Origin of the sequence: Novosphingobium aquimarinum, assembly GCF_009746585.1 — a bacterium.
Lineage (GTDB): Bacteria > Pseudomonadota > Alphaproteobacteria > Sphingomonadales > Sphingomonadaceae > Novosphingobium > Novosphingobium aquimarinum.
Genome location: NZ_WRPO01000003.1, coordinates 278,025 through 304,256, shown reverse-complemented (window position 1 = coordinate 304,256; position 26,232 = coordinate 278,025). Strand labels below are relative to the sequence as shown.

The window sequence follows — 26,232 nt, the reverse complement described above, 5'->3', positions numbered from 1 at the left end:
GGACCCGCAATGTCCGGGGCCGGCTCCGCCAGCGCGAACGTCACCCCATGCTTGCCATGCGATTTTATGCAAAAGGAGTTTGACCCATGCCTCAGGCCACCATGCCCAATGCGATCCGCAACCCGCAACTGATTGCGCGTTTCGAGGCCCGAAGGACCGAGTTCCTGCGCACTCTGCGCCGTTTCAAGCGCTCTGGCGGCACGGAGGACGAAAAGGTCGAAGCCATCCTTACCGAACTGCACAAGCTGGCCGGCGTCGCTACCCTGTTCGGCGCTACCAACCTCGGCAGGCATGCCAAGGATTATCAGGCCAAACTTCGGACGGCGTCGATCGAACGGCGACCGGAAATCCTGAGCGAAATGCTCGAGGCCTTCAGCGACGACGGGGTCGTCTTAAGCCTTCGCGCAAGAGACCAGTCGAGGCCCTCCCGCGCGGGATAGGCAATCAGCCCCGAGGGTTGGCGAATTCGATCGCCCAGTGCTGAGCGTGGGCCGGGACGGGCCTCGGGCAGGTTCGCGCGTCAGGCCGGCAGGCCCCTGCCGTCGCGCTCACGTCATTCCTGCTCTTGCGCCCTGATGGCTGAGACGCATCAGGGCAGCAGCACGGTTTGGGTCCAGAACCTCTCGATCGCGCGGATCGCTTCGCGATAGGATTTGAGACCAATCGGCTTCAGTACATAGCAATTCGCGCCACGTTCGTAGCAGCGACGCACATCGGCCTCCGCATCCGACGAAGTCAGCATGACGACCGGAATTACGGCGAATTCCGGAATCTCTCTGATCTTGAGCAACACGCCCGGGCCATCCAGCCGGGGCAGATTGAGGTCGAGCAGGATCAGATCCGGACGCGGGCGCTCGCCACCAGGCAGACAGGTTTGCAGGTATTCGAGCGCTTCGACCCCGTCGATCGTGACCGTGATATCGAGAAAACCATGTTCTTTTTCGAGTGTTCGGCAAATAAGTTCGGCATCGGCGTCATTGTCTTCGACGATGAGCGCTCGCAGCAGTCGCATCAGTGCTTATTCCTTCGATTGTAAAGTAGACCTCGGTTCCCTCTCCGGGGCGGGAGGTGACCCAAATCTTGCCGTTGTGCCGGTCGACGATGCGCCGGACGATCGCGAGACCGATCCCGCTGCCGGGATATTGCTTGCGGGGATGCAGTCTCTGGAACATTTCGAAGATCCGACCGGCATGAGCGGTCTCGAAGCCGATACCGTTGTCCACCACGCGGAAGGTCCAGCTGTTGCCCTCCCGACTGGCGTCGATGCGGATCTGGAGTGGCTGTTCCCCGCGGAATTTGATCGCGTTCCCGATGACGTTCTGGAAAACCTGTCCCAATTGCAGATCGTCACCCAGAACGACCGGCATTTCGCCCCAGCTCAACTCGCCGCCACATTCGGCAAGCGGTTCCTTGAAGAGCGTGGCCACTCTCTCAAGGATCGGCTCGACGGGGGTCGGAACCAGCGGTCGGCCCTGCGGATCGACTCTTGAATAGGCCAGCAGATCCGAGATCATCTGCTGCATCCGTATGGCACCATGCGAGACGTGATCCAGGTACTGCCGCGCGGTATCGTCCAACTTGTCGCCACAATGTTCTTCGAGCAACTCGGCATAATTGGCCATCATGCGCAACGGTTCGCGCATATCGTGCGAGGCGACATAGGCGAACTGTTCGAGCTCGGCATTGCTGCGCAGCAATTGGGCATTGATCTGAACGAGGTCGGTAATGTCGCGCGTGATCGAAGAGGCGCCGACGATGGTGCCGTCGGCCGCGAGGATCGGCGAAGCGGTCACCGAGACTTCCAGTTCGGTGCCGTCCTTTCGAACCCGTCGCGTCTGGAACGACTTGAGCCTTTGCGACTGCCGAATGCGCGCGAGCATCGAGGGGCCTTCTTCCGGCCGGTCCCCGGGGATCAGCTTGGCCATCGTTTCGCCGAGAATTTCCGTCTCGCGATAGCCGAAGAGACGTTCGGCGCCCCGGTTCCAGCTGACGATGCGACCGTCGAGATCCTTGCCGACGATGGCGTCGTCCGACGATTCGATGATGGCAACGAGCCGCGCCGAAACCTCTTGCAGGCGCTCGAATAGGTGGGAGGTGCGGATGATCTCGTGCGCCAGGATGAGACCGACGATGGAAGCGACGAGCGCTTGGCCAAGCGGTACCGGCATGTCGTAATTCGTCATGAACCACGCGATTATGGCTTCTACCAGGATTGGCAGCACGATGGCGCTGAGCATGAGCCGTCCGCGAAGAATTCCGGCGCGTCCGCCGCGGACGATATAAGACAACCAGTTGCCGTCATCCGCGAGGCACAGCACGACCATCGACAGGATGGCGGCGATTGCGGCTGTGATTGGCGACATGTAGCCGAAGAGCAACGTTTGCTGCATGGCGCTGTGATCGAGGAGATAGCCGACCAGATTGACGTGGCAGACGATCAGGCAAGTGGTCGCGATCCAGCTGGCGAGCCGATGGCGGCCGCCGTCGAGCGCGAGCAGCGCGGTCCCGTTGAGCAGCAGCGTGATCGCAGTTCCCGGAGACGTCACGCCCCAGTCGCGACCCAACGGGCTCCCGGCATCGGGGATTCGCCAAACGTACGCCGTCAGCAGGTAGCTTGCGAAGACGACCATCGCGATGAGGGCGGACATGCGCACGACTTTTCGTTGCGGCAGTTCGCGACCGCTCGGAAAGATCGCACACGATTGTCCGACGAGAGAGAGAAGCGCGAAGCTCATAGCCGTGACCAGCGACGGATACAGCGCATCCTGGCGAAGTTCGGAGATCGCGAACGGAAGCGACCATCCCGCAAGAATTGCGCCGCAAACCACGAAGGCAGTGACAGCAAGTGCATATCCGGCTCTTCGACTACGTTTAATGCCGGATGCAAGCGGGCGTGCAGCGTTGCTCACCCCCTCGCCAAGCGAGTTGGACCGACGTTCAATTGCGACCTGTTTCATTGTGCGTACTTGTACCCCGTCAGTAAGGCCGGGCGGCACCTTATTGCATCCGCAATGGAGACTTACCGGGCGGACGCAGCCGCGACCAAGCGTTAGCAAAGCGTGCCAAGTGGCTCGATCAGCGCGAATTTCCCGTATGCGCTGCCGGTCATGCGGCGCGCGCAACGGCGGGATCCCAAGCCAGACCAGCAATGGCAGGGTCTTTTGCCAGGTACTTGATGGATGGATGCTCCGAAATGCAAGATGCCATCCTTGTCGTCGACGATCATCCGCTCTGCGCAGCGGCGATCGGTCAAGTTGTCGAGGAGCTTGGCCGGGATATAGCGGTGCGATATCTCGACAGCATTGGCGCGCTCGAGGATGCGGCGCCCGACAGCACCGTTAAGTTTGTGCTGCTGGACCTCAAGTTGCCCGACGCGGTGGGCATGCAGGGGCTGGAGCGTGCGCTGGCCGCTTGGCCCGACGTGCCCATCTGCATCATCAGTGCCCAGGCCGACGCCGGCACGATCCGGCAAGTCATGGCTACGGGCGCCCACGGCTTCATATCGAAGACCTTGGCGTTCCGCGGGCTTGTCCGCGCGATCGATCGCCTGCTGGAAGGGGAGCGCGTGCTGCCTCGCGAGACAGCGAACCGGGAGATCGAAGCCGGCCTGCTGAGCCCTGCCGAAAACCGGATCATGAAGTCGCTTTCGTTCGGGTTGCAGAACAAGCAGATCGCGCATGCCCTGGGCATTTCGGAATCCACGGTCAAAAGCCATCTCGCCCATGTCTTCGCAAAGCTGCGGGTGCAGAATCGTGCGCAGGCGATCGCCATGTATTCGCGCCTCGGCAACGGCGATGGAACGGGCGGGGATGACGATGATGACGATCCGTCGGGCAGGCGGGCCATTCCCTTGCCCTGACCAACAGGCAAGCCACGGATCTTAGCCGGCTGTTGATGCCATATCGGATGAGATTGGTAAGTAATTATAAGAAGTTAAGACACCTAGGATGCCTTACGGAACTTGCGTATGTTACGCGATCAATGGCGCGAGGCTGAAGGGGAGAGAGTGCGTCCGCGCGCGAATCCACAGGCGTGATCGATCGGGCCGACTTGCGGCCTCGGGGTCTGCTCCGGGAGGAAGCGTCGATGCGCGCGGTCGCGAATCTCGCGATTCCTGGATGCGCTCACGCGCATCGACACAAACCGGCAGATCGGCGGACGTGACCAACCGGGAGATCTGTGAGGCAGCACAGACCAATGCAGGCGACGACGAGCTTTATGCCCGCGCCTCAAGCAGTTGCGTTGTGCCACAACGCTGATCGCGGACCTATCGTCCGAAAGTATGATCGGCCGAGCCGGAGGTCAGACGCGGGTCGTCGCGTCCTGCATCACGATCGAGCCTCGCGGCGGCTGGCGGCGCGGCTCGGGCTAGCTCTTTTTCGCCGAGGTGCGGCGCGTGCGGCGCGGCTTGGGAGCCGGAGTGGCCACCGGCGGCTCATCGCCCTGCGTGAGCTTCTCGATCTCCTTCTCAGGCGAAACGAACACGTCCTCGCCCTTGGCTTGGCGGCCGATCGAGTACTTGTAGATGGCATAGGCAGAGGCTCCGCCGACCGCCCATCGTAGCAACTTCATGCATGCGTCCTTCGCGTATCAAACTGCGCAACCGCGGCGCTTTCGGAGCTTTGCGCCCCGTCGCGCGCTGGCCTCGCAAAACCATCCCGGGCCGTATCCGACACGGGCACGAAATCGGGGTCCTAAACCAGATGGTCCTTCTTGTAACGCTTTCAAATGGAAGTTTTCCCGTTTGCGCGTCGATTTGGCTTTCCGAACGCGTTCAAGCGCGGGCGGCCGGCACAAGGGGCTGGAAGCCGGTCGGTCTGACGTCAGAACGGTGGCGTCGTCCTCCCTGGCGACCGCCTGCCGGTAACGGCTGCGGCTCAGTCTCGGCCTTCGCCGCTTGGCTTTTCGCAGATGCAATGTAAGCATGATGCGCTTCAGGCCTCGAAGCCGCATCAGGGACACGCATGACAGCCACCACACCGACGAGTACCTTCGAAGCGGCGTTCAATCGGCTGATCGATCCGATCGTCAACATTTCGGACTTCATCTGGGGAGGAACCTGGCAAGGCGAGGAAGTGCTGCCTTTCCCGCCGATGGTCTTCATCCTGCTGGGCATCGGCCTTTACATGATGATCGGGCTGAAGTTCTACCCGATCCGCAAGCTCGGCTCGGCTTTCGCCGGGGCGTTCCGCAAGAGCGATGCGGGTTCCGCTGGCGAGATCTCGCCGTTCGCCGCGCTCAGTACCGCGCTTTCGGGCCAAGTCGGCACGGGTAACCTGGCTGGCGTGGCGACCGCTCTCGCGCTCGGCGGACCGGGGGCGATCTTCTGGATGTGGATTACCGCGCTGATCGGCATGGCGCTCGCTTTCGGCGAGGGCGCGCTCGCGGTGCGCTTCCGCGAGACCACGCCCGACGGCCATGTGCGCGGCGGGCCGATGGCCTACATCATGATCGGCCTCGGCCCCAAGTGGAGGTGGCTCGCAGCGCTGTTCTGCATCGGCACGCTGTTTTCCGCGCTGGTCACCGGCAACGGCATTCAGGCGAACTCCTTTGCGGATTCGGTGCAGGAATTGACGGGGCTGGAGGAATGGATCGGCGGCCTGATCGCGGCGGTCGCGGTGTTCGTGGTCATCATCGGCGGCATCAAGTCGATCGGCAACGTCGCCGAGAAAGTCGTGCCGACGATGGCCGCGGCCTATATCCTGATGGCGATCATCGCGCTGATCCTGAACATCCAGGACATTCCCGAAACCTTCTCGCGGATCTTCACCGGCGCCTTCAACACCCAGTCCGCGAGCGGCGGCTTCCTGGGCGCGGCGCTGATCATCGCGATCCGTGCCGGCGTGGCGCGCGGTCTGTTCTCGAACGAGGCAGGGCAGGGCTCGACCCCGATCGCGCATGCCGTGGCGCAGAACCCCGATCCGGCGGCGCAGGGCCGGCTCGCCATGCTCGGCACGTTCATCGATACGATCGTGATCTGCACGATGACCGCGCTCGTGATCCTCACGGTCGAGGGCAACTTCACGCATACCGATGCGGCGACGGGCGCCAGCGTCGCGGTCAAGCACGCCTGGCAGTCCGACCTCGCCGGCTTCTCGATGACATCGGGCGCGTTCGCGGCCGCTTTCCCGTTTCAGGTCGCCGGTATCCCGATCGGCACTCTGGTCGCTTCGGTGGCGCTGCTGCTGTTCGTCTTCACTACGCTGCTGACCTGGAGCTACTACGGCGAACGGGCGATCACGTTTCTGTACGACATGGTGCCGGGCGCCAATCCCAGGGGCGAGATGGTGCTGCACATGATCTGGCGGGTCTTGTGGTGCTTCGTGATCTTCGTGGGCTCGTTCGCGCCGCTCGGTTTCATCTGGCGGCTGGGCGACATTTCGAACGCGGCGATGGCGCTGCCCAACCTGCTCGCGCTGGTGGCGCTTTCGGGCGTGATCTTCGCCTTGTCGCGCGGCGAGACGGTGCGCGGCAAGGGCGAACTGGAAAGCGGGGCGGTTCCGGCGGAATAGCGCAAGCTGGGCTTCGCGGGGCAACACGCCAATTCGTTTGCGAGGCGCCCTGCCAGTTCCTACCTGCGTTGTCATGAAGACCGCTCACGAAACCGCCGCGCCAGTTGCGCATCCGTCCGCTCGCACCGATACGCTCTCGCTGATCGGCAACACCCCGCTCGTGCTCCTCAAGGGGCCGAGCGAGGCGGCCGGTTGCGAGATCTGGGGCAAGTGCGAATTCGCCAATCCCGGTGCCTCGGTGAAGGACCGGGCCGCTTTGTGGATCGTGCGCGATGCCGAGGCGCGCGGCGAACTGAAGCCGGGCGGGACAGTGATCGAGGGAACGGCGGGCAATACCGGCATCGGCATCGCGCTGGTGGCGAACGCGCTGGGCTACAAGACGGTGATCGTCATGCCCGACAACCAGTCCAAGGAAAAGATGGACACTTTGCGCGCGCTCGGCGCCGAGCTCGTGACTGTTCCGCCGACCAAGTACGCCGATCCCAGCCATTTCGTGCACACCTCGCGCCGCATGGCGGAAGAGACGGAAGGCGCGGTCTGGGCGAACCAGTTCGACAATGTTGCCAACCGCAAGGCGCACATTGAGAGCACTGCGCCCGAAATCTGGGAACAGATGGGACAGCGCATCGACGGCTTTACCTGCGCGGCCGGAACCGGCGGGACGATCGCGGGCGTCGGGCTGGGGCTCAAGTCGTTCGACGAAACCGTCACCATCGCGCTGACCGATCCGCACGGCGCGGCCTTATACAACTACTATGCCTGCGGCGAACTGCGGGCCGAAGGCTCGTCCGTCGCCGAAGGCATCGGGCAGGGCCGCATCACCGCCAATCTCGAAGGCGCGCCGATCGACGATCAGTTCCGCATCTCGGACGAGGAAGGCCTCGAATGGGTCGCGCGGCTCCTGCGCGAGGAAGGGCTGTGCCTGGGGCTGTCTTCGGGGATCAACGTGGCAGGCGCGGTCGCGCTGGGGCGCAAGCTCGGCCCGGGCAAGCGGATTGCGACGATCCTGTGCGATACGGGCTTCCGCTACTTGTCGACGCTCTACAATCCGGAGTGGCTCGCGGCGAAGAATCTGCCGGTCTTCCCTTGGCTCGCACGCTGAGGTAAACGGCATGGCGATGGCAGAAACCCCTTCGCCGCCACTTTACGGTTCCCCCCGCGCCCCCACCAGGCCCGCTCCTCCGACTGCGCGCGATCTTCGCATGCAGTCGATCCAGCGGCTGCAGGTCGGGGTCTTCGGCTTGTGCACGATGCTGATGATCGTGGGACTGGCCAACATCATCATGGAGCGCGCCAAGCTTACGGCCGAACCCGATCCCATTCAGGAAGTGGTGGCGGTCGATTCGGAGCCCAAGAAGACGGCGACGGATCCGCTGGCCGACATCGGTGTCGTCCCCTCGGCCGATCCCACGCCGAGCGAAACGGCCAACTCGAGCGGGGAAGACGCGCTCGGGATCGAACCGCGTCCCTGACCCGCGCGGATGTTGCGGGCGGCCATGACGGGGTTGGCAGTGGCTTTACTGGCCGCTTGCAATGCCACCCCGAGCGAAAGCGCGCCAGCGGCTGAGCCGGTGGCAAGCGGTAGCCGCAGCGAATCGCGCATCGTTGCCCTGCACACCAGCCTGCCGATCGTATGGCGGGAATCGGGGGCCATTTCCGATCTTCTGGATGGTGGCCAGGCGCCGCACTGGGTGCTCGCCGCGCTGCGCGAGGAAGGCAAGGTGGTCCCGCTCGACACACTGGCGGGCGCGCGCGGATTGCAGGCGCTTCCCAGAAATTCCCTGCTGGTGCTCGCGCAGCCGCGCGCGCTGTCGCCGCAAGACAACGTGGCGCTCGATGACTGGGTGCGGCAGGGCGGACACGTTCTGCTGTTCGCCGATCCTATGCTCACGGGGCACTCGGATTATGCGCTGGGCGATCCGCGGCGGCCGCAGGATATCGCCTTGCTGTCGCCCATTCTCGGGCACTGGGGACTGGAATTGCGGTTCGACGAGGATCAGCAGGGCGGCAAATCCGCAGTCGCGTGGCGTGGCCGGCAAGTGCCGGTGAATCTGCATGGCGCGTGGAACGCGACGAGTGGGGCCTGTGCGCTCGAAGCCAAAGCGCTCATCGCGCGCTGCACGGTGGGATCGGGCTCGGTCCTGGCGGTCGCGGATGCGGCCGTGCTCGAAGATTCGGCCGAATCGGCCGATTCGGACGCGGCGGGAGCGCTCGCAACCTTGCTGAAAGCCGCATCCGCTCCCGGATCGGCGGCGTTTTCGCGCAAATTTGGGATGGCTTGGGACAGGCTGTTCTCCAGCGTAGATCTCGTGGGAATGGCCGCGCGGGGCGCAGATCCGCCACGAGTGCGGGCTCGGAAAGTGGCCTGATCCCAAGGGTTGGGGCCTTTTCCCACAACGGATCCCAACTCAGTCCAAGTTTTCCCTTTAATCCCATCCTATCCCACGGTATGACTGCCTTTCATCGGATTTGGTGAAGTGCGCCGTTCCCGCTTGTCGGGCGCGGACCCTGCCGCGCGGGCGTGTGGCAGGGCTTGGCGAAGCTGTATCCGCAGGGGTCCACTCGAGGAAAACGCGTGTCGATGGCTGGGCAGCCAATTTTCAGGGGGCAGGGTGCGTCGATCCAGCGCGACAAGAACCGCTTTGTCCTGCCTGCGAAATTCCGCCCCGTCCTCAAAGACAAGAACCACGGCGGCGAAAGCAAGGTCTCCTTCAACAAGAGCCCGCAGTGGACCTGCCTCATCGGCTATGGTGACGATTACTCCGATCAGTTCGCCGAAATGATCGAGCAGGAAAAGCGCGAAGCCCGCGAGGACGGCGTTCCTTACGACGTGATGCTGCGCAAGACCCAGCTCTACAACGATGTGACCGTGCCCTTCGACAACGGCGGACGGTTCGTCATGCCGCCCTCGCTGCTGCGCGCCGCCAAGATCGACGACCAGGCCTTCTTCCTCAGCGCCGGGGAGATCTTTCTCGTGTGGGCGCCCGAGCAGCTCTACGCGATGGGCGACGAGTGGGACATGGCCAAGGAAAACTGCCGCGACGAGATGGCGGCGGAGCTGGCCAAGGGGAACCGCAAGTGAGCGGCGGCCACGTTCCTGTCCTGATCGAGGAAGTGTGCGCCGCGTTGCAACCGCTGCGGCAGGCCTGCGTGCTCGATGCAACGTTCGGCGCGGGCGGCTACACTCGCCGTTTTCTCGATGCCGGCGCCACCGTGCATGCCTTCGATCGCGACCCCACTGCGATCGCGGCTGTGCAGGACGACCCCGCCAAATGGCCTGAGGCGCAGGGATCCCCGCCGCGCCTCGTGCTGCATGCGCGGCGCTTTTCCGAAATGCGCGAGGCGCTGCGCGAGGCGGGTGTGGATCGGGTCGATGCGATCGCGATGGATATCGGCGTGTCCTCGATGCAGATCGACCAGGCCGAGCGCGGCTTCGCGTTTCAGATCGATGGCCCGCTCGATATGCGCATGGGCCGCGAAGGGCCGAGCGCCGCAGATTTCGTCAATACGGCTGCCGAAGCGGAGATAGCCGACGTGCTCTACCGCTTTGGCGAGGAACGGCAGTCACGGCGTCTGGCCCGTGCGATCGTGGCTGCCCGCCCCCTTTCCACCACGGGCGAGCTGGCGGCGCTGGTGCGCAAGGCTCTGGGTTATCATCCTGGCATGCCCAAGGACCCGGCGACGCGGACCTTTCAGGCGCTGCGCATCGCGGTCAATGATGAGCTGGGCGAGCTCGAGGCCGGTCTCGCCGCCGCCGAGGCGCTGCTGGGCGAGGGCGGCCGGCTCGCGGTGGTCAGCTTCCACAGCCTCGAAGACCGCATCGTCAAGCACTTCCTGCGCGATGCGAGCGGCGCTGCGGCCGCGACCTCGCGGCATATGCCCATGGTCACCGATGGCCCTGCTCCCACGTTCTCCCAGGTTTCGAAGGGCATCCGCCCCGGCTCCGCCGAGATCGACGCCAACCCCCGTTCCCGTTCCGCCACTCTGCGCAGCGCCGTGCGCACCGGAGCTCCTGCCCGCGAAAGGATCGCTGCATGAACCTGACCAGAGATCGCCTGCAATCGCTCGGCTGGGTATCGCTTCTCGCGATATGCGGCGCTCTGACACTCGGCCTGGCGCTGCACGTGAATGCGGTGAAGAGCGAAGTCTACCGCACGCGCCAGCAAGTGGTGAGCCTCAGCCGCGACATCGACATGCTCGAAGTGGAATTCGCGACCCGCTCCAATCAGCACCAGCTCAAGACGATCAACGACCTCGAGTTCGGGTACACCGCGCCGCTCGCCGACCAGTATATCGAGGGCGAACGCCAGCTCGCCTCGCTCGGCATTCCGCGCGCGCCCGACGCACCGCAACCGATCCTGATGGCGGAAGCGACGACGACGGATCGCGCCGAGGCTCCGGCGAAGATGGTCTCGCCCGTCACCGGCAAGCCGGACGGCTCCACGCAGGTGCAGGACGACGATGCCGCGGCGCTGCGCAAGGATGCCGCCCGTCTCGGTCAACGCCTCGCCAAGGTCGATCTTCCGGGAGCCGCCGACGACCGATGAGCGGGATCGCCATCTCGACGACGGTTACGACCGGCAGGCATCGCCAGTCCGCGGCGAAGCAACGCTCGCTGAACATGGCGAAGTGGCGCGGCCTGTGGGTGCTGGCGGGCTTCCTGCTCGTCAGCCTTTGCGCCTTGATGCGGGTGTTCTTCCTCGGCGTCTCGGGCGCCGACCGCAGCGAAGGCGACATGTTCGATCAGCTCGTGCCCGCGCGCGGCACGATCGTCGATCGCAACGGCGTTCCGCTGGCCCGCGATTTCCGCACGTATGCGCTCTGGTTCAATCCCGAGGCGATGCAGGACGGTGATAGTCCGCTGGTGGGCAATCCGCATGAGATCGCGGGCAAGCTCCACGCGATTTTCCCCGATCTCGATGTCGCCAGAACCGAGCGCCTGCTGGCCACCGGCAAGAAGGGCTATCTGCGCAAGTCGGTGCTGCCCGAGCAAGTGAACCAGGTCGAGGCACTCGGCGAACCCGCGCTGGAGCACCCGCGCGAGGTCGAGCGCTTCTATCCTCAAGGTTCGATGGCCGCGCACGTTCTCGGCTACGTCGATTCGTACGGGCAGGGCAAGATCGGCATGGAGCAAGTCTTCCAGGACAAGCTCACGTCCGCCGAGGGGCGCTCCGAACCCTCGGTGCTCTCGATCGACTTTCGCGTGCAGGGCGCGCTGGAGGACGAACTGGGGCGCGGGATGATCGAATCGCGCGCCAAGGGCGCGGCCGGCATAGTCCTCGACGTCGAGACGGGCGAGATCCTGGCGATGGCCTCCTTGCCCTCGTTCGATCCCAACAAGGTTCGCGCCAACGACATGGTCGTGACCGAAGACGAGGCCAAGCTGGGCGAAGTGCCCAAGGGCTTCAACCGTGTCACCAATCAGGTCTACGAGCTCGGATCGACCTTCAAGCCGATCACGGTCGCCGCCGCGCTCGATGCCGGCACTGTGACCGATCTCGGTCACCGCTATCCCGCGCATCCGTTGCGCGTGGCGGGCTTCACTATCCGCGACAGCCACTCGATGGGCGCGTCACTCAACGTGCCGCAGACGCTGATTCACTCGTCGAACGTGGTCACCGCGCAGATCGCCGACGAAGTGGGCGGCGCGCGGATGAAGCGGGTCATGGAAACGCTCGGGATGAACGAGCGTCCTTACGTGGAACTGCCGGCGCGTGGCTTCCCGATCTGGCCTTCGGGCAAATGGCCGCGCCTGCGCACGATGACCGTCTCCTATGGCCACGGCATCGCGGTAACGCCGCTGCACCTCGCCTCGGCTTACGCGGCGTTGGTGAACGGCGGGATCTGGCGCCCGGCCACTTTGAAGAAGCTTTCGGCCAACGAAGTGCCCAAGGGCCGCCGCGTGTTCAAGGCCTCGACCAGCGCGCGCATTCGCCAGATGCTGCGCATGATCGTGGTCTACGGCACGGGCCGCAAGGCCGATGCTCCCGGCTTTCGCGTCGGTGGCAAGACTGGTAGCGCCGAGAAGCCGGGCGCCGGCGGCTATCGCCGGTCCTCGCTGGTTTCGACTTTCGCCGCCGCGTTCCCGATGGACGCGCCGCGCTATGTCGTGATTGCGATGATGGACGAGCCGCAAGGCACGGCGGCCACTTCGTTCCAGCGCACCGCCGCCTGGAACGCCGGGCCTGCCGTTGGCCGCGTGGTCCCCCGGATCGGTCCGCTGCTCGGTATCATGCCCGACGAGACGCGGGACATCGACATTTCCGATCTCAAGCCGCTGATCCCCGGGGAGGCGCACTGATGCGGCTTGGTGCACTTTGCGAAAAGGCGGGTGTAGCCTTGTCGGGCGATGCCAATGCCGGTGTCACCGGCTTCGCGATCGATCACCGCAAGATCGCGCCGGGGACCGTGTTCGGCGCGTTTCGCGGGGCGCGCTTCAATGGCGAGGACTTCATCGCCGATGCGGTGAAAGCGGGTGCGGTCGCGATCGTCGCGCGGCCCGAAGTGCAAGTCGACGGCGCGGTGCACTTCGCCGATGCCGAGCCGCGCCGGCTGTTCGCACGGCTCGCCGGTCAGTTCTTCACGCCAGTGCCCGATACGCTGGTCGCGGTGACGGGGACCAACGGCAAGACCTCGACGGTCGAGCTCACGCGTCAATTGTGGCGGATGGCGGGTCTGCGCGCGGCCTCGATCGGCACGCTTGGCGTCACCACCAGCGACGAAAGCGTCTCGACCGGCCTGACGACGCCCGACATCGTCACTTTCCTGTCGAACCTCACCGGCCTTGCGCGCGAAGGCGTGAGCCATGTCGCGTACGAAGCATCCAGCCACGGCCTCTCGCAGTTTCGCAACGAAGGTCCTGCGGTAATGGCGGGCGCCTTCACCAATCTCAGCCGCGACCATCTCGACTACCACGCCGACATGGAAGACTACTTCGCGGCCAAGATGCGGCTGTTTGACGAAGTCGTATCGCCCGATGGCACGGCAGTGATCTGGGCCGACGACGCCTGGTCCGTTCGCGCCGCCGAGCATGCCGCGCAGCGTGGCGTCAAGCCTTTCACTGTGGGCGAGAAGGGCGACGCGATCCGGCTGATCTCGCGCACGCCCGGCTTGCTGGGACAAGTGCTCGAGATCGAACACGCCGGGACGCAGCGCAAGATCGAGCTGCCGCTCATCGGCGCCTATCAGGCGGCCAACGCGCTGGTCGCGGCGGGGCTGGTGCTGGCGACCGGCGGCGATCCGGCGCTGACGTTCGATGCGATGAAGCGGCTGCAGACGGTGCGCGGCCGTCTCGAGCGTGCCGGGCTGACGGGCGCGGGGGCGCCGATCTACGTCGATTACGCGCATACGCCCGATGCGCTCGAAGCGGCGATCGCCGCGCTGAGGCCGCATGCCGAGGCCCGGCTGATCGTGGTGTTCGGCGCGGGCGGGGATCGCGACACCGGCAAGCGCGCGGAAATGGGCAAAGTCGCGGCAAAGGGAGCGGATGTCGTCATCGTCACGGACGACAATCCGCGAGGAGAGGATCCGGGCACGATCCGCGCGATGGTGCGCGAAGGATGCCCGGATGCGCGCGAAATCGGCGACCGGCGCGAAGCGATCGCGGCGGCCGTCGGCGAAGCCGGGGCGGGCGACATCGTCCTCGTCGCGGGCAAGGGGCACGAACAGGGGCAGATCATCGGCAGCGGCGCTCAGGTGCGCGTCCTGCCATTCGACGACGTCACGGTGGCCAGGCAGGAAGCCGGCGCCAAGGGAAGGACTTGAATACCATGAACGCCATCACGCGCATTCTCGATTGGCCCCTTCAGGACAGTGACGAGAACCCGCTTGTCTTGTGGGATGCGATCGCCATTGCGCGTGCCGTCAAAGGCACCGCGAATGCCGATTTCACCGTGACCGGGATCGAGTTCGACAGCCGCGAGGTCCAACCCGGCGATCTGTTCTTCGCGCTGCGCGGCGAAACCACTGACGGGCATCGCTTCGTCGACATGGCGCTGGCCCGCGGCGCTGCCGCCGTCGTCGTAGACCGCCCCGTCGACGGCCCGCATGTGCTCGTGAAGGATACCACCGAGGCGCTGGTCCGGCTCGGCGCCGCCGCTCGCGCGCGCAGCCGCGCACCGATCATCGGGGTCACTGGATCGGTCGGGAAGACCGGCGTCAAGGAATCGATCTTCACCGCGCTCGACCGCGCCAGCCGCGGCGACGCGCACCGCTCGGTAAAAAGCTACAACAACCACACCGGCGTGCCGCTCAGCCTGGCGCGGATGCCCGCGCGCGCGCGTTACGGCGTGTTCGAAATGGGCATGAACCACGCGGGCGAGATCGCCGCACTGACGCGGCAAGTGCGTCCCAACGTTGCGGTGATCACTACGATCGCGCCCGCCCACATCGAAATGCTCGGCTCGGAAGAAGCGATCGCCGATGCCAAGGCGGAAATCTTCCAGGGCCTCGAACGCGGCGGCACGGCCATCATTCCTGCCGACAGCCCGCACTTCGAGCGTCTGCGCAAGGCGGCGCTGCGCTGCGGCGCGCAAGTGATCGCTTTCGGCAAATCCGCGCATGCCGATGTCCGGCTGCTCGATGCCGTGCCCTCGCTCGGCGGCGGCTCGCTGGTGACTGTCGATCTCGGCGACCGCCGCTTGTGCTACACCGTGGCCGCGCCGGGCGAGCATTGGGTGATGAATTCGCTGGCGGTCATGGCTGCCGTACGCGCAGTGAATGGCGATCTGGGGGCCGCGGGCGTGGCGCTCGCCGAAATGGAAGGGCTCGCCGGTCGCGGTGCCAGAGTCGAGATCGACGTTCCGGAAGCGAACGGCGGCGGGCGTGCGCTGCTGATCGACGAAAGCTACAACGCCAATCCCGCCTCGATGCGCGCGACGTTGGCCCAGCTCGGCCGGACCGACGCGACCCGGCGCATTGCCGTGCTTGGCGCGATGAAGGAACTGGGCAAGCACGCGGACGGCTATCATGCCGCGCTCGCGGCGCCGATCATCGATGCGGGCATCGATCATGTCGTGCTGGTCGGGCCGGAAATGGCGGCGCTGGCGTGTGAATTGGGGAAAGCCGCGCCTTCGCCGCTTGGCAAACTGGTCACCTTCGCCCATTGCGCCTCGGTGGAGGAAGCTGTGGACAACCTCTCGGCCTTCGGTCTGAGGCGCGGAGACGCGATCCTGGTCAAGGGATCGAACTCGGTTGGCCTGGCCAGCCTCGTCACGGTTCTCACCAAGTAGGAAGGCCAACGGCGTCCTCGAACGATGCTTTACCTAATCGCAGATTGGCTGAATTACGGGGGGCTTGCGAACCTCTTCAGATACCAGTCGTTCCGTTCCGGCGGGGCGCTGATGACGGCGCTCGTCATCGGGCTGCTCATCGGCCCGCGTTTCATCAACATGCTCCGGGTTCGGCAAGGCAAGGGCCAGCCGATCCGCGAGGACGGACCCAAGACCCACCTGGCCAAGCGCGGCACGCCGACGATGGGGGGGCTGATGATCCTGACCTCGTTCATCGCCGCGATGCTGCTGTGGATGGACCTGATGAACCCGTTCGTGCTGGCCTGTCTGGCCGTCACTGTCGGGTTCGGTCTGATCGGATTCCTCGACGATTTCGACAAGGTCACGAAAGGCAGCCACAAGGGCGTGTCGGGGAGGACGCGGCTGCTGATGGAATTCGCCGTTGCGGGCGTGGCGGCGTGGATCATCGTCGGCCAGCTCAACACCAACCTCTACGTGCCGTTCCTGAGTGGCCGGGCGATCCCGTTGGGCCCGTTCTACTACGTGTTCGCGGCGTTCGTGATCGTCGGTGCGGGCAATGCGGTGAACCTGACCGACGGGCTCGATGGCCTCGCGACCTTTCCCGTGATCGTCGCCGCCGGCACTTTTGCGATCATCGCCTATCTCGCAGGCCGCGTGGACTATGCCGGCTATCTCGGGATCCCGCACGTTCCCGGCGCGGGCGAACTGGCGATCTTGTGCGCGGGCATCGTCGGGGCAGGGCTCGCGTTCCTGTGGTTCAATGCGCCCCCCGCCGCGATTTTCATGGGCGATACCGGCAGCCTGGCCCTCGGCGGCGCGCTGGGCGCCATCGCCGTGTCGGCCCATCACGAGATCGTGCTGGCCATCGTCGGGGGGCTGTTCGTGCTCGAAGCGGCCTCGGTCATCATTCAGGTGTTCTTCTTCAAGCGGACGGGCAAGCGCGTGTTCCGCATGGCGCCGATCCATCACCACTTCGAGCAGCTTGGTTGGGCCGAATCGACCGTGGTCATCCGCTTCTGGATCATCTCGATCGTGCTCGCGGTGATCGGCCTTTCCACGCTCAAGCTGCGGTGAGCGGCGGGCGATGATCACGTCTCCCGTCTTTGCCGGCAAACGCTACGCGGTCCTCGGTCTCGCCCGCTCGGGCGCGGCCGTGGCCGAGACGCTGCTGGCGAGCGGGGCCGAAGTCATCGCCTGGGACAATCGCGAGGAGCCGCGCCAGCTGTTCGACGGCCGCATCGAACTGGCCGATCCGGTCTCGGCCGATCTTTCGGGATGCGAAGGCGTGATCGTGTCGCCGGGCATTCCGCTCAATCGCCATCCGATTGCCGCCGCCGCCGCGAATGCCGGCGTTCCGATCATCGGCGACATCGAGATTTTCGCGCAGGCCCGAAGCCATCTGCCGCCGCATCGCGTCGTCGGCATTACCGGGACCAACGGCAAGTCGACCACGACCTCGCTGGTCGAGCACCTGCTCGTCGAGGCAGGTGTCGCCGTGTGCATCGGCGGCAATATCGGCATCCCGATTCTGGCGCAGCAACCGCTGCCCGAGGGCGGCGTCTACGTGCTCGAACTGTCGAGCTATCAGATCGACATCACCCGCTCGCTCGATTGCGATGTCGCCGCACTGCTCAACATCACGCCCGATCACCTCGATCGATACGACGGGTTCGAGAGCTACGTCGCTTCGAAGGCCCGGCTGTTCACCATGCAATCGCCCGGGCACGATGCGATCTTCGGCATGGGTGACAGCGAGACGGCGTCGATCGCGGCAAGCGAAAGCACGCGCCATGATCCGGGCCGCTTCCATCAAGTCGACGGCGCGGCCTTGGTCGAGCAGCAAAAGCAATGGCCTTCGCTGCAAGGTCCGCACAACCTGCAAAACGCCGCCGTGGCGATCGCCATTGTCGAGGCGCTGGGGGTCAAGCCCCAGCAGTACGAGCGCGCGCTCACCACGTTTCGCGGCCTGCCGCACCGCATGGAGCGGGTCGCCGAAAAGGACGGCGTCCTCTACATCAACGATAGCAAGGCCACCAATCCGGCCTCCGCCGCACCTGCGCTGGCCGCCTTTCCGCCGGTCGAGGGCGCGCAGGGGCCGAAGCCGCGCATCCATTGGATCGTCGGCGGACTGCCCAAGGGCGAGGATCTCGGGGAGTGCGAGCCGTTCTTCGGCAATGTCGCGGCGGCCTACACGATCGGCGATGCCGGCCCCGCATTTGCCGATCTGCTCGAACCCTATACTGAGGTTCACCGTAGCGAGATGATGGCCGAAGCGATCCGCGAAGCGATGGCTGCCGCGCGACCGGGCGAGATCGTGATGCTGTCTCCCGCTTGCGCCAGCTTCGACCAGTTCCGCGATTTCGAAGCGCGCGGCGATGCCTTCCGGCAAATCGTCGAAGCGCTGATGGCGGTGGACGACAAGGGCGAGGACCAGGATTGATGGCAACGCAAGCCCCCCCATCCGGCTTTCAGCCCACCCACCGATCGCTCCCGCCCGCGCATTATCGGCGCGGTCGGCGCAATTCGCTGCAGATCTGGTGGCAGGAAATCGATCGCGGCGTCCTGCTGCTCGCGGTGATCCTGATGGTGATCGGCTCGGTGAGCGTGGCCGCGGGCTCCCCGGCGAGTGCCCGCCGCCTTTCGACATCCAGCAAGTCCCTGGACGATCTACACTTCTTCTATCTGCACTTGCGCTGGCAAATCGTCGCGCTGGCAGCGATGCTCGCGGCCTCCACGTTGCGCAAGGACGTCGCGCGTCGCCTCGGCATCCTGTTGGCCTGCAGCATGATTCTGGCGCTCGCGCTGGTGCCGTTCCTCGGCTTCGAAGTGAACGGTGCGCGGCGCTGGCTGAATCTCGGTCTCTCGCTTCAGCCCTCCTCGTTTCTGAAGTGCGGGTTTCCGATCCTGCTGGGATGGCTGCTGTCACTCAAGGTCCGGGACGAGGAATTGCCGATGCTCGGCGTGACCTTCCTCATCCTCGCGCTGGTCGCCGGGCTGCTCATGCTGCAGCCGGACTTCGGCACCACGATCTTGCTGTGCGGAACCTGGTTCGTCCTGGTGTTGCTGACGGGCATCGACATGCGCCGTATCACGATTGCCGGCGTGGGCGGCGTGATCGGCGTGATCGTCACCTACTTCTTCTATGAGAACGCACAGCGTCGCATCGACAGCTTCCTGGGCGGCGGTTCGGCGTTCGACCAGGTCGATCTCGCCAAAAAGACTTTGCTCAACGGGGGCTGGATGGGCCGTGGCTTCTGGATGGGCGAGCGCAAGCTGGCGCTGCCCGAAGCGCATACGGACTACATCTTCTCGGTGATCGGCGAGGAATTCGGACTGCTCGCCTGCGCCGTGGTGGTGGTGCTGTATATCGTCCTGGTGCTGCGCATCATCCTGCGCCAGATGCGCGAAGAGGACTTGTTCACCGTCTACGCCGCGACGGGTTTCGCCGCGCAAATCGGCGGGCAGGCCTTCATCAACATTCTCGTCAACCTGCAGCTCTTTCCGTCCAAGGGCATGACCCTGCCGCTGATCAGCTACGGCGGCTCCTCGACGCTGGCGACCGGCATTACGATCGGATTGCTACTGGCCATCACGCGCAGAAATCCGTTTATCCAGGGTGAGCGCCTCGTGCTCAGCGAACTGGGAGACTCCCGATGACTGCCGTCAGCCGCCACTACGTTCTCGCCGCGGGGGGAACCGGCGGCCATCTCATTCCCGCTTTCGCGCTTGCGACCGAGCTCGATGCGCGCGGGCACCACGTCGCGCTGATCACCGATACGCGCGGTGCGGCGATCCCCGGAAAGCCCGATTTCCTGCCGGCCCATATCCTGCCCGAGGGCCGAATTGCCGGCAAGAACCCGCTCGGCTGGCTGCGCGGCGCGAAAGGTGTGTGGGAAGGCCGCGCGATGGCGCTGCGCCTGTTCGAGACCTTCGAGCCGTCCGCGGTCGTGGGCTTTGGCGGTTATCCTGCGCTGCCTACCATGCTGGCAGCGCGTTCCGTGAAGATCCCGACCGTGCTGCACGAACAGAATGCGGTGCTGGGCCGCGTCAATCGCCGCTTCGCATCGCGCGTGGATGCCATCGCGACATCCTGCGCCGAGGTGGATCGCCTGTCGCCCCGGCTCGCGGACAAGGTCACGCTGGTCGGCAATCCGGTGCGCGCGGATGTGCTCGATCTGCGCGACAAGCCGTTTCCCGCCTTCACCGCAGACAGCCTGTTCCGCATTCTGGTGACCGGCGGCAGCCAGGGCGCGCGCGTGCTCAGCCAAGTCGTGCCCGACGGGCTGGCAATGCTCCCTCCGGCGCTGCGCTCGCGTCTGCAGGTCATCCAGCAGTGCCGCCCGGAAGACATCGACGCGGTGCGCGAACGCTATGCGACGCATGGCATCCCGGCCGAACTCGCGACCTATTTCGAGGATATGCAGGAACGCCTGGCCGACGCGCACTTGTTCATCGGTCGTGCGGGCGCTTCGACCATCGCCGAACTCACGGCTGTCGGTCGCCCCGCGATCCTCATTCCACTGCCGATCGCGACCGACGACCATCAGGCCGCGAACACGCGCGAGATCGTCGCGGCGGGCGGTGCACGATCGATCCGGCAGGAGAAGTTCACTGCAGTCGAACTCGCCAAGCAGATTCAAGCGATGGCGCAACATCCCGAGACTCTCGCCAACGCCGCGCACGCCGCATGGAACTGCGGCTATCCGAATGCCGCCGCCGACCTCGCCGATCTCGTCGAGAGCTTCGGTGGCGAGCCGCTGATGGACGTGATCCGGGTGCAGGGCTCTTCGGTGAAGGCGGGCAAGGAAGCCCTGGCGCTGGAGAGTGCCGAATGAAGGGCGTTGCCACCGATATCGGCAAAGTGCATTTCGTCGGGATCGGCGGGATCGGCATGTCGGGCATCGCCGAAGTCATGCACAATCTCGGATACGACGTGCAGGGCTCCGACATTGCCGAAAGCTATGTCGTCGAGGGCCTGCGCGACCGCGGCATCAAGGTGCTGATTGGTCACGATGCGGCCAATGTCTCTGGCTGTGCCGTGGTCGTAACCTCGACGGCGGTCAAGCGCGACAACCCCGAAGTGCGCGCCGCGCTCGAAGCGCGCATTCCGGTGGTGCGCCGCGCCGAGATGCTGGCCGAACTGATGCGGCTCAAGAACACTGTCGCGGTGGCCGGGACCCACGGGAAGACCACCACGACCTCGATGGTCGCCTGCGTGCTCGAAGCCGGCGGCGTCGATCCCACGGTCATCAACGGCGGCATCATCAACGCCTACGGCTCGAACGCGCGGCTGGGCGAGAGCGACTGGATGGTGGTCGAGGCGGACGAAAGCGACGGTTCATTCTTGCGGCTTGACGGCACCATCGCGGTCGTCACCAACATCGATCCCGAGCACCTCGATCATTATGGCAGCTTCGAAGCGGTCAAGGACGCCTTCGTCGAGTTCATCGAGAACGTGCCGTTCTACGGCGCAGCCATCCTGTGCATCGATCATCCCGAAGTGCAGGCGGTGATCTCGAAGGTGCGCGACCGCCGGGTCATCACTTATGGTTTTTCCGCGCAGGCCGATGTGCGCGGCGAGAACGTGACGCCGATCCCAGGTGGCAACCGCTTCGATGTCGCGATCCGCGAGCGCGACGGGTCCTCGCGCCGGATCGAGGGTATCGAGATGCCGATGCCGGGCCGTCATAACGTGCAGAACGCGCTGGCAGCCGTCGCGGTGGCGGTCGAGATGGGCTGCCCCGAAACGATCGTGTGCACCGGGTTTGCCAAATTCGACGGGGTCAAGCGCCGCTTCACGCGAGTCGGTGAGGTAAACGGCGCGGTCGTGATCGACGATTACGGCCATCACCCGGTCGAGATCCGCGCCGTGCTGGCCGCAGCGCGCGAAGGCGTGACCGGGCGCGTGATCGCGGTGGCTCAACCGCACCGCTACACCCGCCTGCGCGATCTGATGGGCGAGTTCCAGACCGCGTTCAACGATGCCGACGCGGTCTACATCGCGCCGGTCTATGCGGCGGGGGAAGATCCCATCGCGGGTGTCGATGCCGCCGCTCTGGTCGATGGCCTGAAGGCGCGCGGACATCGCGAGGCGCACACGGTCGCCGGTCCGGCTGAACTGGCCCAGGCACTTGCGGACACGGTCGGCCCCGGCGACATGATCGTCTGCCTCGGGGCAGGGGACATCACCAAGTGGGCGGCCGGCCTTGCCTCCGCGATTGCGGAGCGGGTGGCGGCATGATGGCGCGGCTCGAAGCTCGCGAAGCCCATACGCTGCCGCCGGTCGCCGGAAAGCTGACGCCCGACGCGCCGCTCGCCCCGCTGGTCTGGTTCAAGTCCGGCGGCGCGGCCGACTGGCTGTTCGAACCGAAGGACGCGGATGACCTCGCCGCCTTCCTGCGCGATCTCGACCCCGCCACGCCGGTCATGGCGTTGGGCCTCGGTTCGAACCTGATTGTCCGCGACGGGGGCGTGCCGGGCGTGGTGGTGCGGCTGGGCAAGCCCTTCGCCAAAGTCAGCGCGCTCGACGAAACCACCCTCGAATGCGGCGGCGGGGCTTCGGGCATTCTCGTGTCCTCGACCGCGCGCGACGCTGGGATTGCCGGCGTGGAGTTCCTGCGCTCGATCCCCGGCACGGTCGGCGGCTTCGTACGGATGAACGGCGGCGCTTACGGTCGCGAAGTGAAGGACGTGCTCGTCGATTGCGACGTCGTGCTGCGTTCGGGCGAGGTCGTCACTTTAGCGTCGGCCGATCTCGAATACCGCTACCGCCACTCCGCGCTGCCCGAGGGCGCGATCGTCGTCGCCGCGCGGTTCCGAGGCGAGCCCGGCGAACTTGCAGCCATCCAGGCCGAAATGGATCGCATCGCCGCGAGCCGCGAAGCCTCGCAGCCGTTACGGAGCAAGACCGGCGGGTCTACCTTCAAGAACCCCGATGGTCACAAGGCCTGGCAACTGGTCGACGCAGCCGGCTGCCGCGGTCTGACGCTCGGCGGCGCGCAAGTGAGCGAGAAGCACACCAACTTCCTCATCAACACCGGCGATGCCACCAGCACGGACATCGAGGCGCTGGGCGAGGACGTCCGCCGCCGGGTGCGAGAGACCTCGGGCGTCGAACTGGAATGGGAAATCAAGAGAGTGGGCCGCGCATGACGCTTCCGAACCTTCACGTCGCGGTGCTGATGGGCGGGTGGTCGAACGAGCGGCCGGTCTCGATGATGAGCGGCGAAGGCGTGGCCGAGGCGCTGGAGAGCAAGGGCCACAAGGTCACGCGCATCGACATGAAGCGGGACGTCGCGCTGCGACTGGCCGAGATCGCGCCCGATGTCGTGTTCAACGCGCTGCATGGCGCGCCGGGCGAGGATGGCACGGTGCAGGGGATGATGGACCTGATGGGCCTCGTCTACACGCACTCGGGCCTCGCCACCTCGGTGATCGCGATCGACAAGGAACTGACCAAGCAGGCGCTCGTGCCTCACGGCGTGCCAATGCCGGGCGGCCGCATCGTCGAGAGTGCCGAACTCTACGAGCGCGATCCGTTGCCGCGCCCTTATGTGCTCAAGCCCGTCAATGAAGGCTCATCGGTGGGCGTCGCCATCGTCACCGACGAAAGCAATTACGGGAATCCGATCCGGCCCGATGCCGCCGGCCCCTGGCAGGAATTCGACCGGCTGCTTGCCGAGCCCTACATTCGCGGGCGCGAGCTGACGACGGCGGTCATAGGTGACCGCGCCTTGCTGGTCACCGAGTTGCGGCCCAAGTCCGGCTTTTACGACTTCGATTCCAAATATACCGACGGCATGACCGAGCATGTCTGCCCGGCAGAGATCCCCGACGAGATCGCGCAGGCCTGCAAGGACCTCGCGCTGCAGGCGCATCGCCTGCTCGGCTGTCGCGGCACGAGTCGTTCCGACTTCCGCTGGGACGATACGCAAGGCGTCGAGGGCCTGTTCCTCCTTGAAACCAACACCCAGCCGGGCATGACTCCGCTCAGCCTCGTGCCCGAACAGGCGAAGGCCTGTGGCATGGAGTATCCCGACCTTGTCGAGGCGATCATCGCCGAAGCGCTGGCCGACGCGGCCGCGAAGCAGGAGCGGGAGGGCGCCGGATGAGCCAGAAGAACCGTCGCAAGCCAACCACCGCGCGCAAGGCGATCGCGGCGGAAGGCAAGCAGCGCAAGGTCCGCAACGCCAAGGCGAAAACGGGTTCGGCGCTCGACAGCGTGATGGCGATGCTGCCGTTCTCGGACCAGACGCTGCACCGCATCGTGCTTGCGGTGGTTCTGGGCGCGATGGTCTCGATCGCGTGGATCGCGGCAGTGATGGCGGGCGTTCCCGCCATGGCGGAAAAGCAGATCGCCACGATCGCTTCCGACGCGGGTTTCGAAGTCGTCCACATCGAAGTGCAGGGCGTCGAGCACCTCAACGAATTGCAAGTCTACGAGCGGGCGCTGGTCGAACAGAACCGGGCGATGCCGCTGGTCGATCTCGAAGGGCTGCGGGAGCAACTGCTGGCGCTGTCGTGGGTGAAGGACGCGCGAGTCTCGCGCCAATTGCCCGATACCCTGGTGATCGACATCGTCGAGCGCGAGCCGCATGCGGTGCTGCGCAAGGCCGACCACTTCGTGCTGATCGACGACACCGGGCACGAGCTCGAGCCGATCAGCCGCCGCGCCGCGGAAGGGCGCTTGATCGTCTCGGGGCTGGGCGCCGGCCAGCAGGTGAAGGCGCTTGCGCATCTGCTCGCAGCGGCCCCGGCGCTGACTCCGCGGGTGCGCGAGGCGGAATGGATCGGCAATCGCCGCTGGAACCTCACGTTCAAGACAGGGCAAGTGCTGGCGCTGCCCGAAGGGGACGAGCGTTCGAGCTCGGCGCTGGTCTCCTTCGCCCGGCTCGATGGTACCAATCGCCTGCTCGGCGGGCCGGTCAAAGTCGTCGACATGCGCGGCAAGGACCGCGTCTATCTGCGCATTCCCGACCGCGCCAAGCTGGAAGCGGCCCTGGCGGCGGGTTCGGGACGGACCTTGGAGGAAACGGACTGATGGGAGCTCCCCGTATCGTTCGCGTCATCGGCGCGGTCAATCTCGGCTCGTTTCGAGTCTCGGCGATCGTCGCCGGGATCACCGAACTGGGCGACATGGTCGTGCTCGGATCGAGCCACCGCGCCGCCGAAGGCATCAAGCGCGGCTACGTCACCAACATGCAGGCCGCGACGCACGCGATCCGCGACGCGATCGATCGCGCCGAACGCATGGCGAACCAGAGCGTGCAAAGCGTCTGGGTCGGCTGTGCGGGCGCGGGCCTCGCCAGCCAGGTGGTCGAAGTCGATACCGAGATGAACGGCCGGCGGATCGAGCAGGACGACATCGATCAGTTGCTCGTCGCCGCGCGCGACGCGATCCGGCCCGACGGGCGCATGGTGCTGCACGCGCAGCCCGCGCAATACCGGCTCGATGGCGCGCACGGCGTCGCCAACCCTTGCGGCCTCCACGCCGAGCGATTGGGCGTGAACATTCACGTCATGCTCGCCGACGGCGCACCGATCCGCAACCTGACCGAGGCGGTGCAGAACGCGCATCTCGAAGTCGAAGCCGTGGTCGCCTCGCCGATCGCGGCAGGCCATGCCTGCCTTTCGCCCGAAGAGCGCGACCTTGGCGTGGCGCTGATCGAATTCGGCGCCGAAGTCACCAATGTCGCGGTCTATTCGCAAGGCCTGCTTCGCGGGATGACGGTGATCCCGATGGGATCGAACGACATCACCGACGCCATCACCTCCGCCTTCGGGATCCGCTCCTCGCAGGCCGAGCGGCTGAAGTGCGTCAACGGCTCGGCCATCGCCAGCCCGCACGATCACCGCGAAATGATTCCGGTCAACGCGCCGGGCGAGGAAGGGATGGGCCCCATCGCGCGCCATGCGGACGAGAAGAACCGCATCCCGCGTGCCGAACTGATCGGCGTCATCACGCATCAGCTGGGCCATCTCATGGAAGAAGTGGGCAAGGCGCTGAAGGAACTGCGCACGCTGGACCAGCGCGGCAAGCAAGTGGTGTTTACCGGTGGCGGCTCGGAACTCGTCGGACTTGCCGACTATGCGCAGGCCGCGCTGGGCCGTCCGGTGCGCATCGGCAGCACGCCGCAGCTTCCCGGTCTCGCCGAGGCGCATGTGAAGCCGGGCTTCGCCACGCTTGCCGGGCTGATGCTCTATGCGGCTGAGGATCCGGTCGATATCCGCCGACTCGGCTACAAGCACCAGACCGCGATCCGGCCCGGCCGCAGCGTGGTGAACCGTGTATTCCAAGCGTTGAAGGAATATTTCTGAGAGTGTCGCGATCCTTTACCATGGCCGGGCGGAACATCGGCTTTCTCAGGACGCTAAAAGCAGTCGTCGGCTGTGGACAACGAGGAGCCCCGCCTTGGTTCGGCGAGTCGGCTCGTGCAATCAATCGCGGTTAAGGAATTTGCGCGCGGGTT

General features: G+C 65.5%; 24 protein-coding genes. 21 read left to right on the top strand and 3 right to left on the bottom strand.

Annotated features, from left to right (window positions below):
• Nucleotides 1-86 precede the first annotated feature (86 nt).
• A complete protein-coding gene (locus GQO94_RS05440; RefSeq protein ID WP_156840143.1) occupies nt 87-440 on the top strand; it encodes an Hpt domain-containing protein in 354 nt (117 codons plus the stop codon).
• A gap of 149 nt (nt 441-589) precedes the next feature.
• Here the strand turns inward: GQO94_RS05440 and GQO94_RS05435 are convergent, their stop codons facing one another.
• Nucleotides 590-1,012: a response regulator gene (locus GQO94_RS05435; protein ID WP_156840142.1), complete on the bottom strand. Its 423-nt coding sequence runs from the start codon at nt 1,010-1,012 to the stop codon at nt 590-592.
• Entirely contained in the window at nt 975-2,648 is a 1,674-nt protein-coding gene (locus GQO94_RS05430) for a sensor histidine kinase (RefSeq protein WP_198045822.1), read from the bottom strand. The genes GQO94_RS05435 and GQO94_RS05430 overlap by 38 nt, the downstream gene beginning before the upstream one ends.
• Nucleotides 2,649-3,193: 545 nt before the next feature.
• Here GQO94_RS05430 and GQO94_RS05425 point away from each other — a divergent pair.
• A complete protein-coding gene (locus tag GQO94_RS05425) occupies nt 3,194-3,859 on the top strand; it encodes a response regulator transcription factor (protein ID WP_198045821.1) in 666 nt (221 codons plus the stop codon).
• Nucleotides 3,860-4,368: 509 nt separating this feature from the next.
• On the opposite strand, the gene GQO94_RS05420 is transcribed toward GQO94_RS05425, so the two are convergent.
• Nucleotides 4,369-4,572 carry a hypothetical protein gene (locus GQO94_RS05420; protein ID WP_156840139.1) on the bottom strand — a complete coding sequence of 68 codons (204 nt, stop codon included), beginning with the start codon at nt 4,570-4,572 and terminating at the stop codon, nt 4,369-4,371.
• 392 nt (nt 4,573-4,964) lie between these two features.
• Here GQO94_RS05420 and GQO94_RS05415 point away from each other — a divergent pair, with 392 nt between their 5' ends.
• The 19 genes from GQO94_RS05415 to ftsA all read left to right on the top strand — a co-directional run bounded on the left by GQO94_RS05415 (nt 4,965) and on the right by ftsA (nt 26,080).
• Entirely contained in the window at nt 4,965-6,512 is a 1,548-nt protein-coding gene (locus GQO94_RS05415; RefSeq protein WP_198045820.1) for an alanine/glycine:cation symporter family protein, read from the top strand.
• 73 nt (nt 6,513-6,585) lie between these two features.
• On the top strand, nt 6,586-7,614 hold the full coding sequence (locus tag GQO94_RS05410) for a cysteine synthase A (protein ID WP_156840138.1): 1,029 nt from the start codon (nt 6,586-6,588) through the stop codon (nt 7,612-7,614).
• A 100-nt stretch (nt 7,615-7,714) separates the two neighbouring features.
• Nucleotides 7,715-7,984: a hypothetical protein gene (locus tag GQO94_RS05405; RefSeq protein ID WP_232332786.1), complete on the top strand. Its 270-nt coding sequence runs from the start codon at nt 7,715-7,717 to the stop codon at nt 7,982-7,984.
• 99 nt (nt 7,985-8,083) lie between these two features.
• Complete coding sequence (locus tag GQO94_RS05400) at nt 8,084-8,881, top strand: motility-associated ABC transporter substrate-binding family protein (RefSeq protein WP_198045819.1); 798 nt, start codon at nt 8,084-8,086, stop codon at nt 8,879-8,881.
• 212 nt (nt 8,882-9,093) lie between these two features.
• Nucleotides 9,094-9,594, top strand: a complete 501-nt coding sequence (locus GQO94_RS05395; protein ID WP_156840136.1) for a division/cell wall cluster transcriptional repressor MraZ — start codon at nt 9,094-9,096, stop codon at nt 9,592-9,594.
• Entirely contained in the window at nt 9,591-10,550 is a 960-nt protein-coding gene (rsmH, locus tag GQO94_RS05390; protein WP_156840135.1) for a 16S rRNA (cytosine(1402)-N(4))-methyltransferase RsmH, read from the top strand. The genes GQO94_RS05395 and rsmH overlap by 4 nt, the downstream gene beginning before the upstream one ends.
• Nucleotides 10,547-11,059: a hypothetical protein gene (locus GQO94_RS05385; RefSeq protein WP_156840134.1), complete on the top strand. Its 513-nt coding sequence runs from the start codon at nt 10,547-10,549 to the stop codon at nt 11,057-11,059. The genes rsmH and GQO94_RS05385 overlap by 4 nt, the downstream gene beginning before the upstream one ends.
• A complete protein-coding gene (locus GQO94_RS05380) occupies nt 11,056-12,813 on the top strand; it encodes a peptidoglycan D,D-transpeptidase FtsI family protein (protein ID WP_156840133.1) in 1,758 nt (585 codons plus the stop codon). The genes GQO94_RS05385 and GQO94_RS05380 overlap by 4 nt, the downstream gene beginning before the upstream one ends.
• On the top strand, nt 12,813-14,276 hold the full coding sequence (locus GQO94_RS05375) for a UDP-N-acetylmuramoyl-L-alanyl-D-glutamate--2,6-diaminopimelate ligase (RefSeq protein ID WP_156840132.1): 1,464 nt from the start codon (nt 12,813-12,815) through the stop codon (nt 14,274-14,276). Before GQO94_RS05380 ends, GQO94_RS05375 begins: the two co-directional genes overlap by 1 nt.
• Nucleotides 14,277-14,281: 5 nt before the next feature.
• Nucleotides 14,282-15,742, top strand: a complete 1,461-nt coding sequence (locus tag GQO94_RS05370; protein WP_156840131.1) for a UDP-N-acetylmuramoyl-tripeptide--D-alanyl-D-alanine ligase — start codon at nt 14,282-14,284, stop codon at nt 15,740-15,742.
• A gap of 24 nt (nt 15,743-15,766) precedes the next feature.
• Nucleotides 15,767-16,837: a phospho-N-acetylmuramoyl-pentapeptide-transferase gene (mraY, locus tag GQO94_RS05365; protein ID WP_156840130.1), complete on the top strand. Its 1,071-nt coding sequence runs from the start codon at nt 15,767-15,769 to the stop codon at nt 16,835-16,837.
• A 10-nt stretch (nt 16,838-16,847) separates the two neighbouring features.
• Nucleotides 16,848-18,203: a UDP-N-acetylmuramoyl-L-alanine--D-glutamate ligase gene (gene murD, locus GQO94_RS05360; RefSeq protein WP_156840129.1), complete on the top strand. Its 1,356-nt coding sequence runs from the start codon at nt 16,848-16,850 to the stop codon at nt 18,201-18,203.
• The gene (locus tag GQO94_RS05355; protein WP_156840128.1) at nt 18,203-19,420 is read left to right on the top strand and encodes a peptidoglycan glycosyltransferase FtsW; all 1,218 of its coding nucleotides are present in this window, start codon (nt 18,203-18,205) and stop codon (nt 19,418-19,420) included. Before murD ends, GQO94_RS05355 begins: the two co-directional genes overlap by 1 nt.
• Nucleotides 19,417-20,598, top strand: a complete 1,182-nt coding sequence (gene murG, locus GQO94_RS05350; RefSeq protein ID WP_156840127.1) for an undecaprenyldiphospho-muramoylpentapeptide beta-N-acetylglucosaminyltransferase — start codon at nt 19,417-19,419, stop codon at nt 20,596-20,598. The genes GQO94_RS05355 and murG overlap by 4 nt, the downstream gene beginning before the upstream one ends.
• Entirely contained in the window at nt 20,595-22,004 is a 1,410-nt protein-coding gene (gene murC / locus GQO94_RS05345; protein WP_156840126.1) for a UDP-N-acetylmuramate--L-alanine ligase, read from the top strand. Before murG ends, murC begins: the two co-directional genes overlap by 4 nt.
• Nucleotides 22,001-22,915, top strand: coding sequence for a UDP-N-acetylmuramate dehydrogenase (murB, locus tag GQO94_RS05340; RefSeq protein WP_408636587.1), 915 nt, complete (start codon nt 22,001-22,003; stop codon nt 22,913-22,915). Before murC ends, murB begins: the two co-directional genes overlap by 4 nt.
• A complete protein-coding gene (locus tag GQO94_RS05335; protein WP_156840125.1) occupies nt 22,912-23,874 on the top strand; it encodes a D-alanine--D-alanine ligase in 963 nt (320 codons plus the stop codon). Before murB ends, GQO94_RS05335 begins: the two co-directional genes overlap by 4 nt.
• A complete protein-coding gene (locus tag GQO94_RS05330; RefSeq protein WP_156840124.1) occupies nt 23,871-24,803 on the top strand; it encodes a cell division protein FtsQ/DivIB in 933 nt (310 codons plus the stop codon). The genes GQO94_RS05335 and GQO94_RS05330 overlap by 4 nt, the downstream gene beginning before the upstream one ends.
• Nucleotides 24,803-26,080: a cell division protein FtsA gene (gene ftsA, locus GQO94_RS05325; protein WP_156840123.1), complete on the top strand. Its 1,278-nt coding sequence runs from the start codon at nt 24,803-24,805 to the stop codon at nt 26,078-26,080. The genes GQO94_RS05330 and ftsA overlap by 1 nt, the downstream gene beginning before the upstream one ends.
• Nucleotides 26,081-26,232 lie beyond the last annotated feature (152 nt).

Excerpts from the sequence above, each read along its gene's own strand:
- GQO94_RS05440 (WP_156840143.1), top strand. The coding sequence starts at position 87 with ATGCCTCAGGCCACCATGCCCAATGCGATCCGCAACCCGCAACTGATT.
- GQO94_RS05435 (WP_156840142.1), bottom strand. The coding sequence starts at position 1,012 with ATGCGACTGCTGCGAGCGCTCATCGTCGAAGACAATGACGCCGATGCC.
- GQO94_RS05430 (WP_198045822.1), bottom strand. The coding sequence starts at position 2,648 with ATGTCCGCCCTCATCGCGATGGTCGTCTTCGCAAGCTACCTGCTGACG.
- GQO94_RS05425 (WP_198045821.1), top strand. The coding sequence starts at position 3,194 with ATGCAAGATGCCATCCTTGTCGTCGACGATCATCCGCTCTGCGCAGCG.
- GQO94_RS05420 (WP_156840139.1), bottom strand. The coding sequence starts at position 4,572 with ATGAAGTTGCTACGATGGGCGGTCGGCGGAGCCTCTGCCTATGCCATC.
- GQO94_RS05415 (WP_198045820.1), top strand. The coding sequence starts at position 4,965 with ATGACAGCCACCACACCGACGAGTACCTTCGAAGCGGCGTTCAATCGG.
- GQO94_RS05410 (WP_156840138.1), top strand. The coding sequence starts at position 6,586 with ATGAAGACCGCTCACGAAACCGCCGCGCCAGTTGCGCATCCGTCCGCT.
- GQO94_RS05405 (WP_232332786.1), top strand. The coding sequence starts at position 7,715 with ATGCAGTCGATCCAGCGGCTGCAGGTCGGGGTCTTCGGCTTGTGCACG.
- GQO94_RS05395 (WP_156840136.1), top strand. The coding sequence starts at position 9,094 with ATGGCTGGGCAGCCAATTTTCAGGGGGCAGGGTGCGTCGATCCAGCGC.
- GQO94_RS05385 (WP_156840134.1), top strand. The coding sequence starts at position 10,547 with ATGAACCTGACCAGAGATCGCCTGCAATCGCTCGGCTGGGTATCGCTT.
- GQO94_RS05380 (WP_156840133.1), top strand. The coding sequence starts at position 11,056 with ATGAGCGGGATCGCCATCTCGACGACGGTTACGACCGGCAGGCATCGC.
- GQO94_RS05375 (WP_156840132.1), top strand. The coding sequence starts at position 12,813 with ATGCGGCTTGGTGCACTTTGCGAAAAGGCGGGTGTAGCCTTGTCGGGC.
- GQO94_RS05370 (WP_156840131.1), top strand. The coding sequence starts at position 14,282 with ATGAACGCCATCACGCGCATTCTCGATTGGCCCCTTCAGGACAGTGAC.
- mraY (WP_156840130.1), top strand. The coding sequence starts at position 15,767 with ATGCTTTACCTAATCGCAGATTGGCTGAATTACGGGGGGCTTGCGAAC.
- murD (WP_156840129.1), top strand. The coding sequence starts at position 16,848 with ATGATCACGTCTCCCGTCTTTGCCGGCAAACGCTACGCGGTCCTCGGT.
- GQO94_RS05355 (WP_156840128.1), top strand. The coding sequence starts at position 18,203 with ATGGCAACGCAAGCCCCCCCATCCGGCTTTCAGCCCACCCACCGATCG.
- murG (WP_156840127.1), top strand. The coding sequence starts at position 19,417 with ATGACTGCCGTCAGCCGCCACTACGTTCTCGCCGCGGGGGGAACCGGC.
- murC (WP_156840126.1), top strand. The coding sequence starts at position 20,595 with ATGAAGGGCGTTGCCACCGATATCGGCAAAGTGCATTTCGTCGGGATC.
- murB (WP_408636587.1), top strand. The coding sequence starts at position 22,001 with ATGATGGCGCGGCTCGAAGCTCGCGAAGCCCATACGCTGCCGCCGGTC.
- GQO94_RS05335 (WP_156840125.1), top strand. The coding sequence starts at position 22,912 with ATGACGCTTCCGAACCTTCACGTCGCGGTGCTGATGGGCGGGTGGTCG.
- GQO94_RS05330 (WP_156840124.1), top strand. The coding sequence starts at position 23,871 with ATGAGCCAGAAGAACCGTCGCAAGCCAACCACCGCGCGCAAGGCGATC.
- ftsA (WP_156840123.1), top strand. The coding sequence starts at position 24,803 with ATGGGAGCTCCCCGTATCGTTCGCGTCATCGGCGCGGTCAATCTCGGC.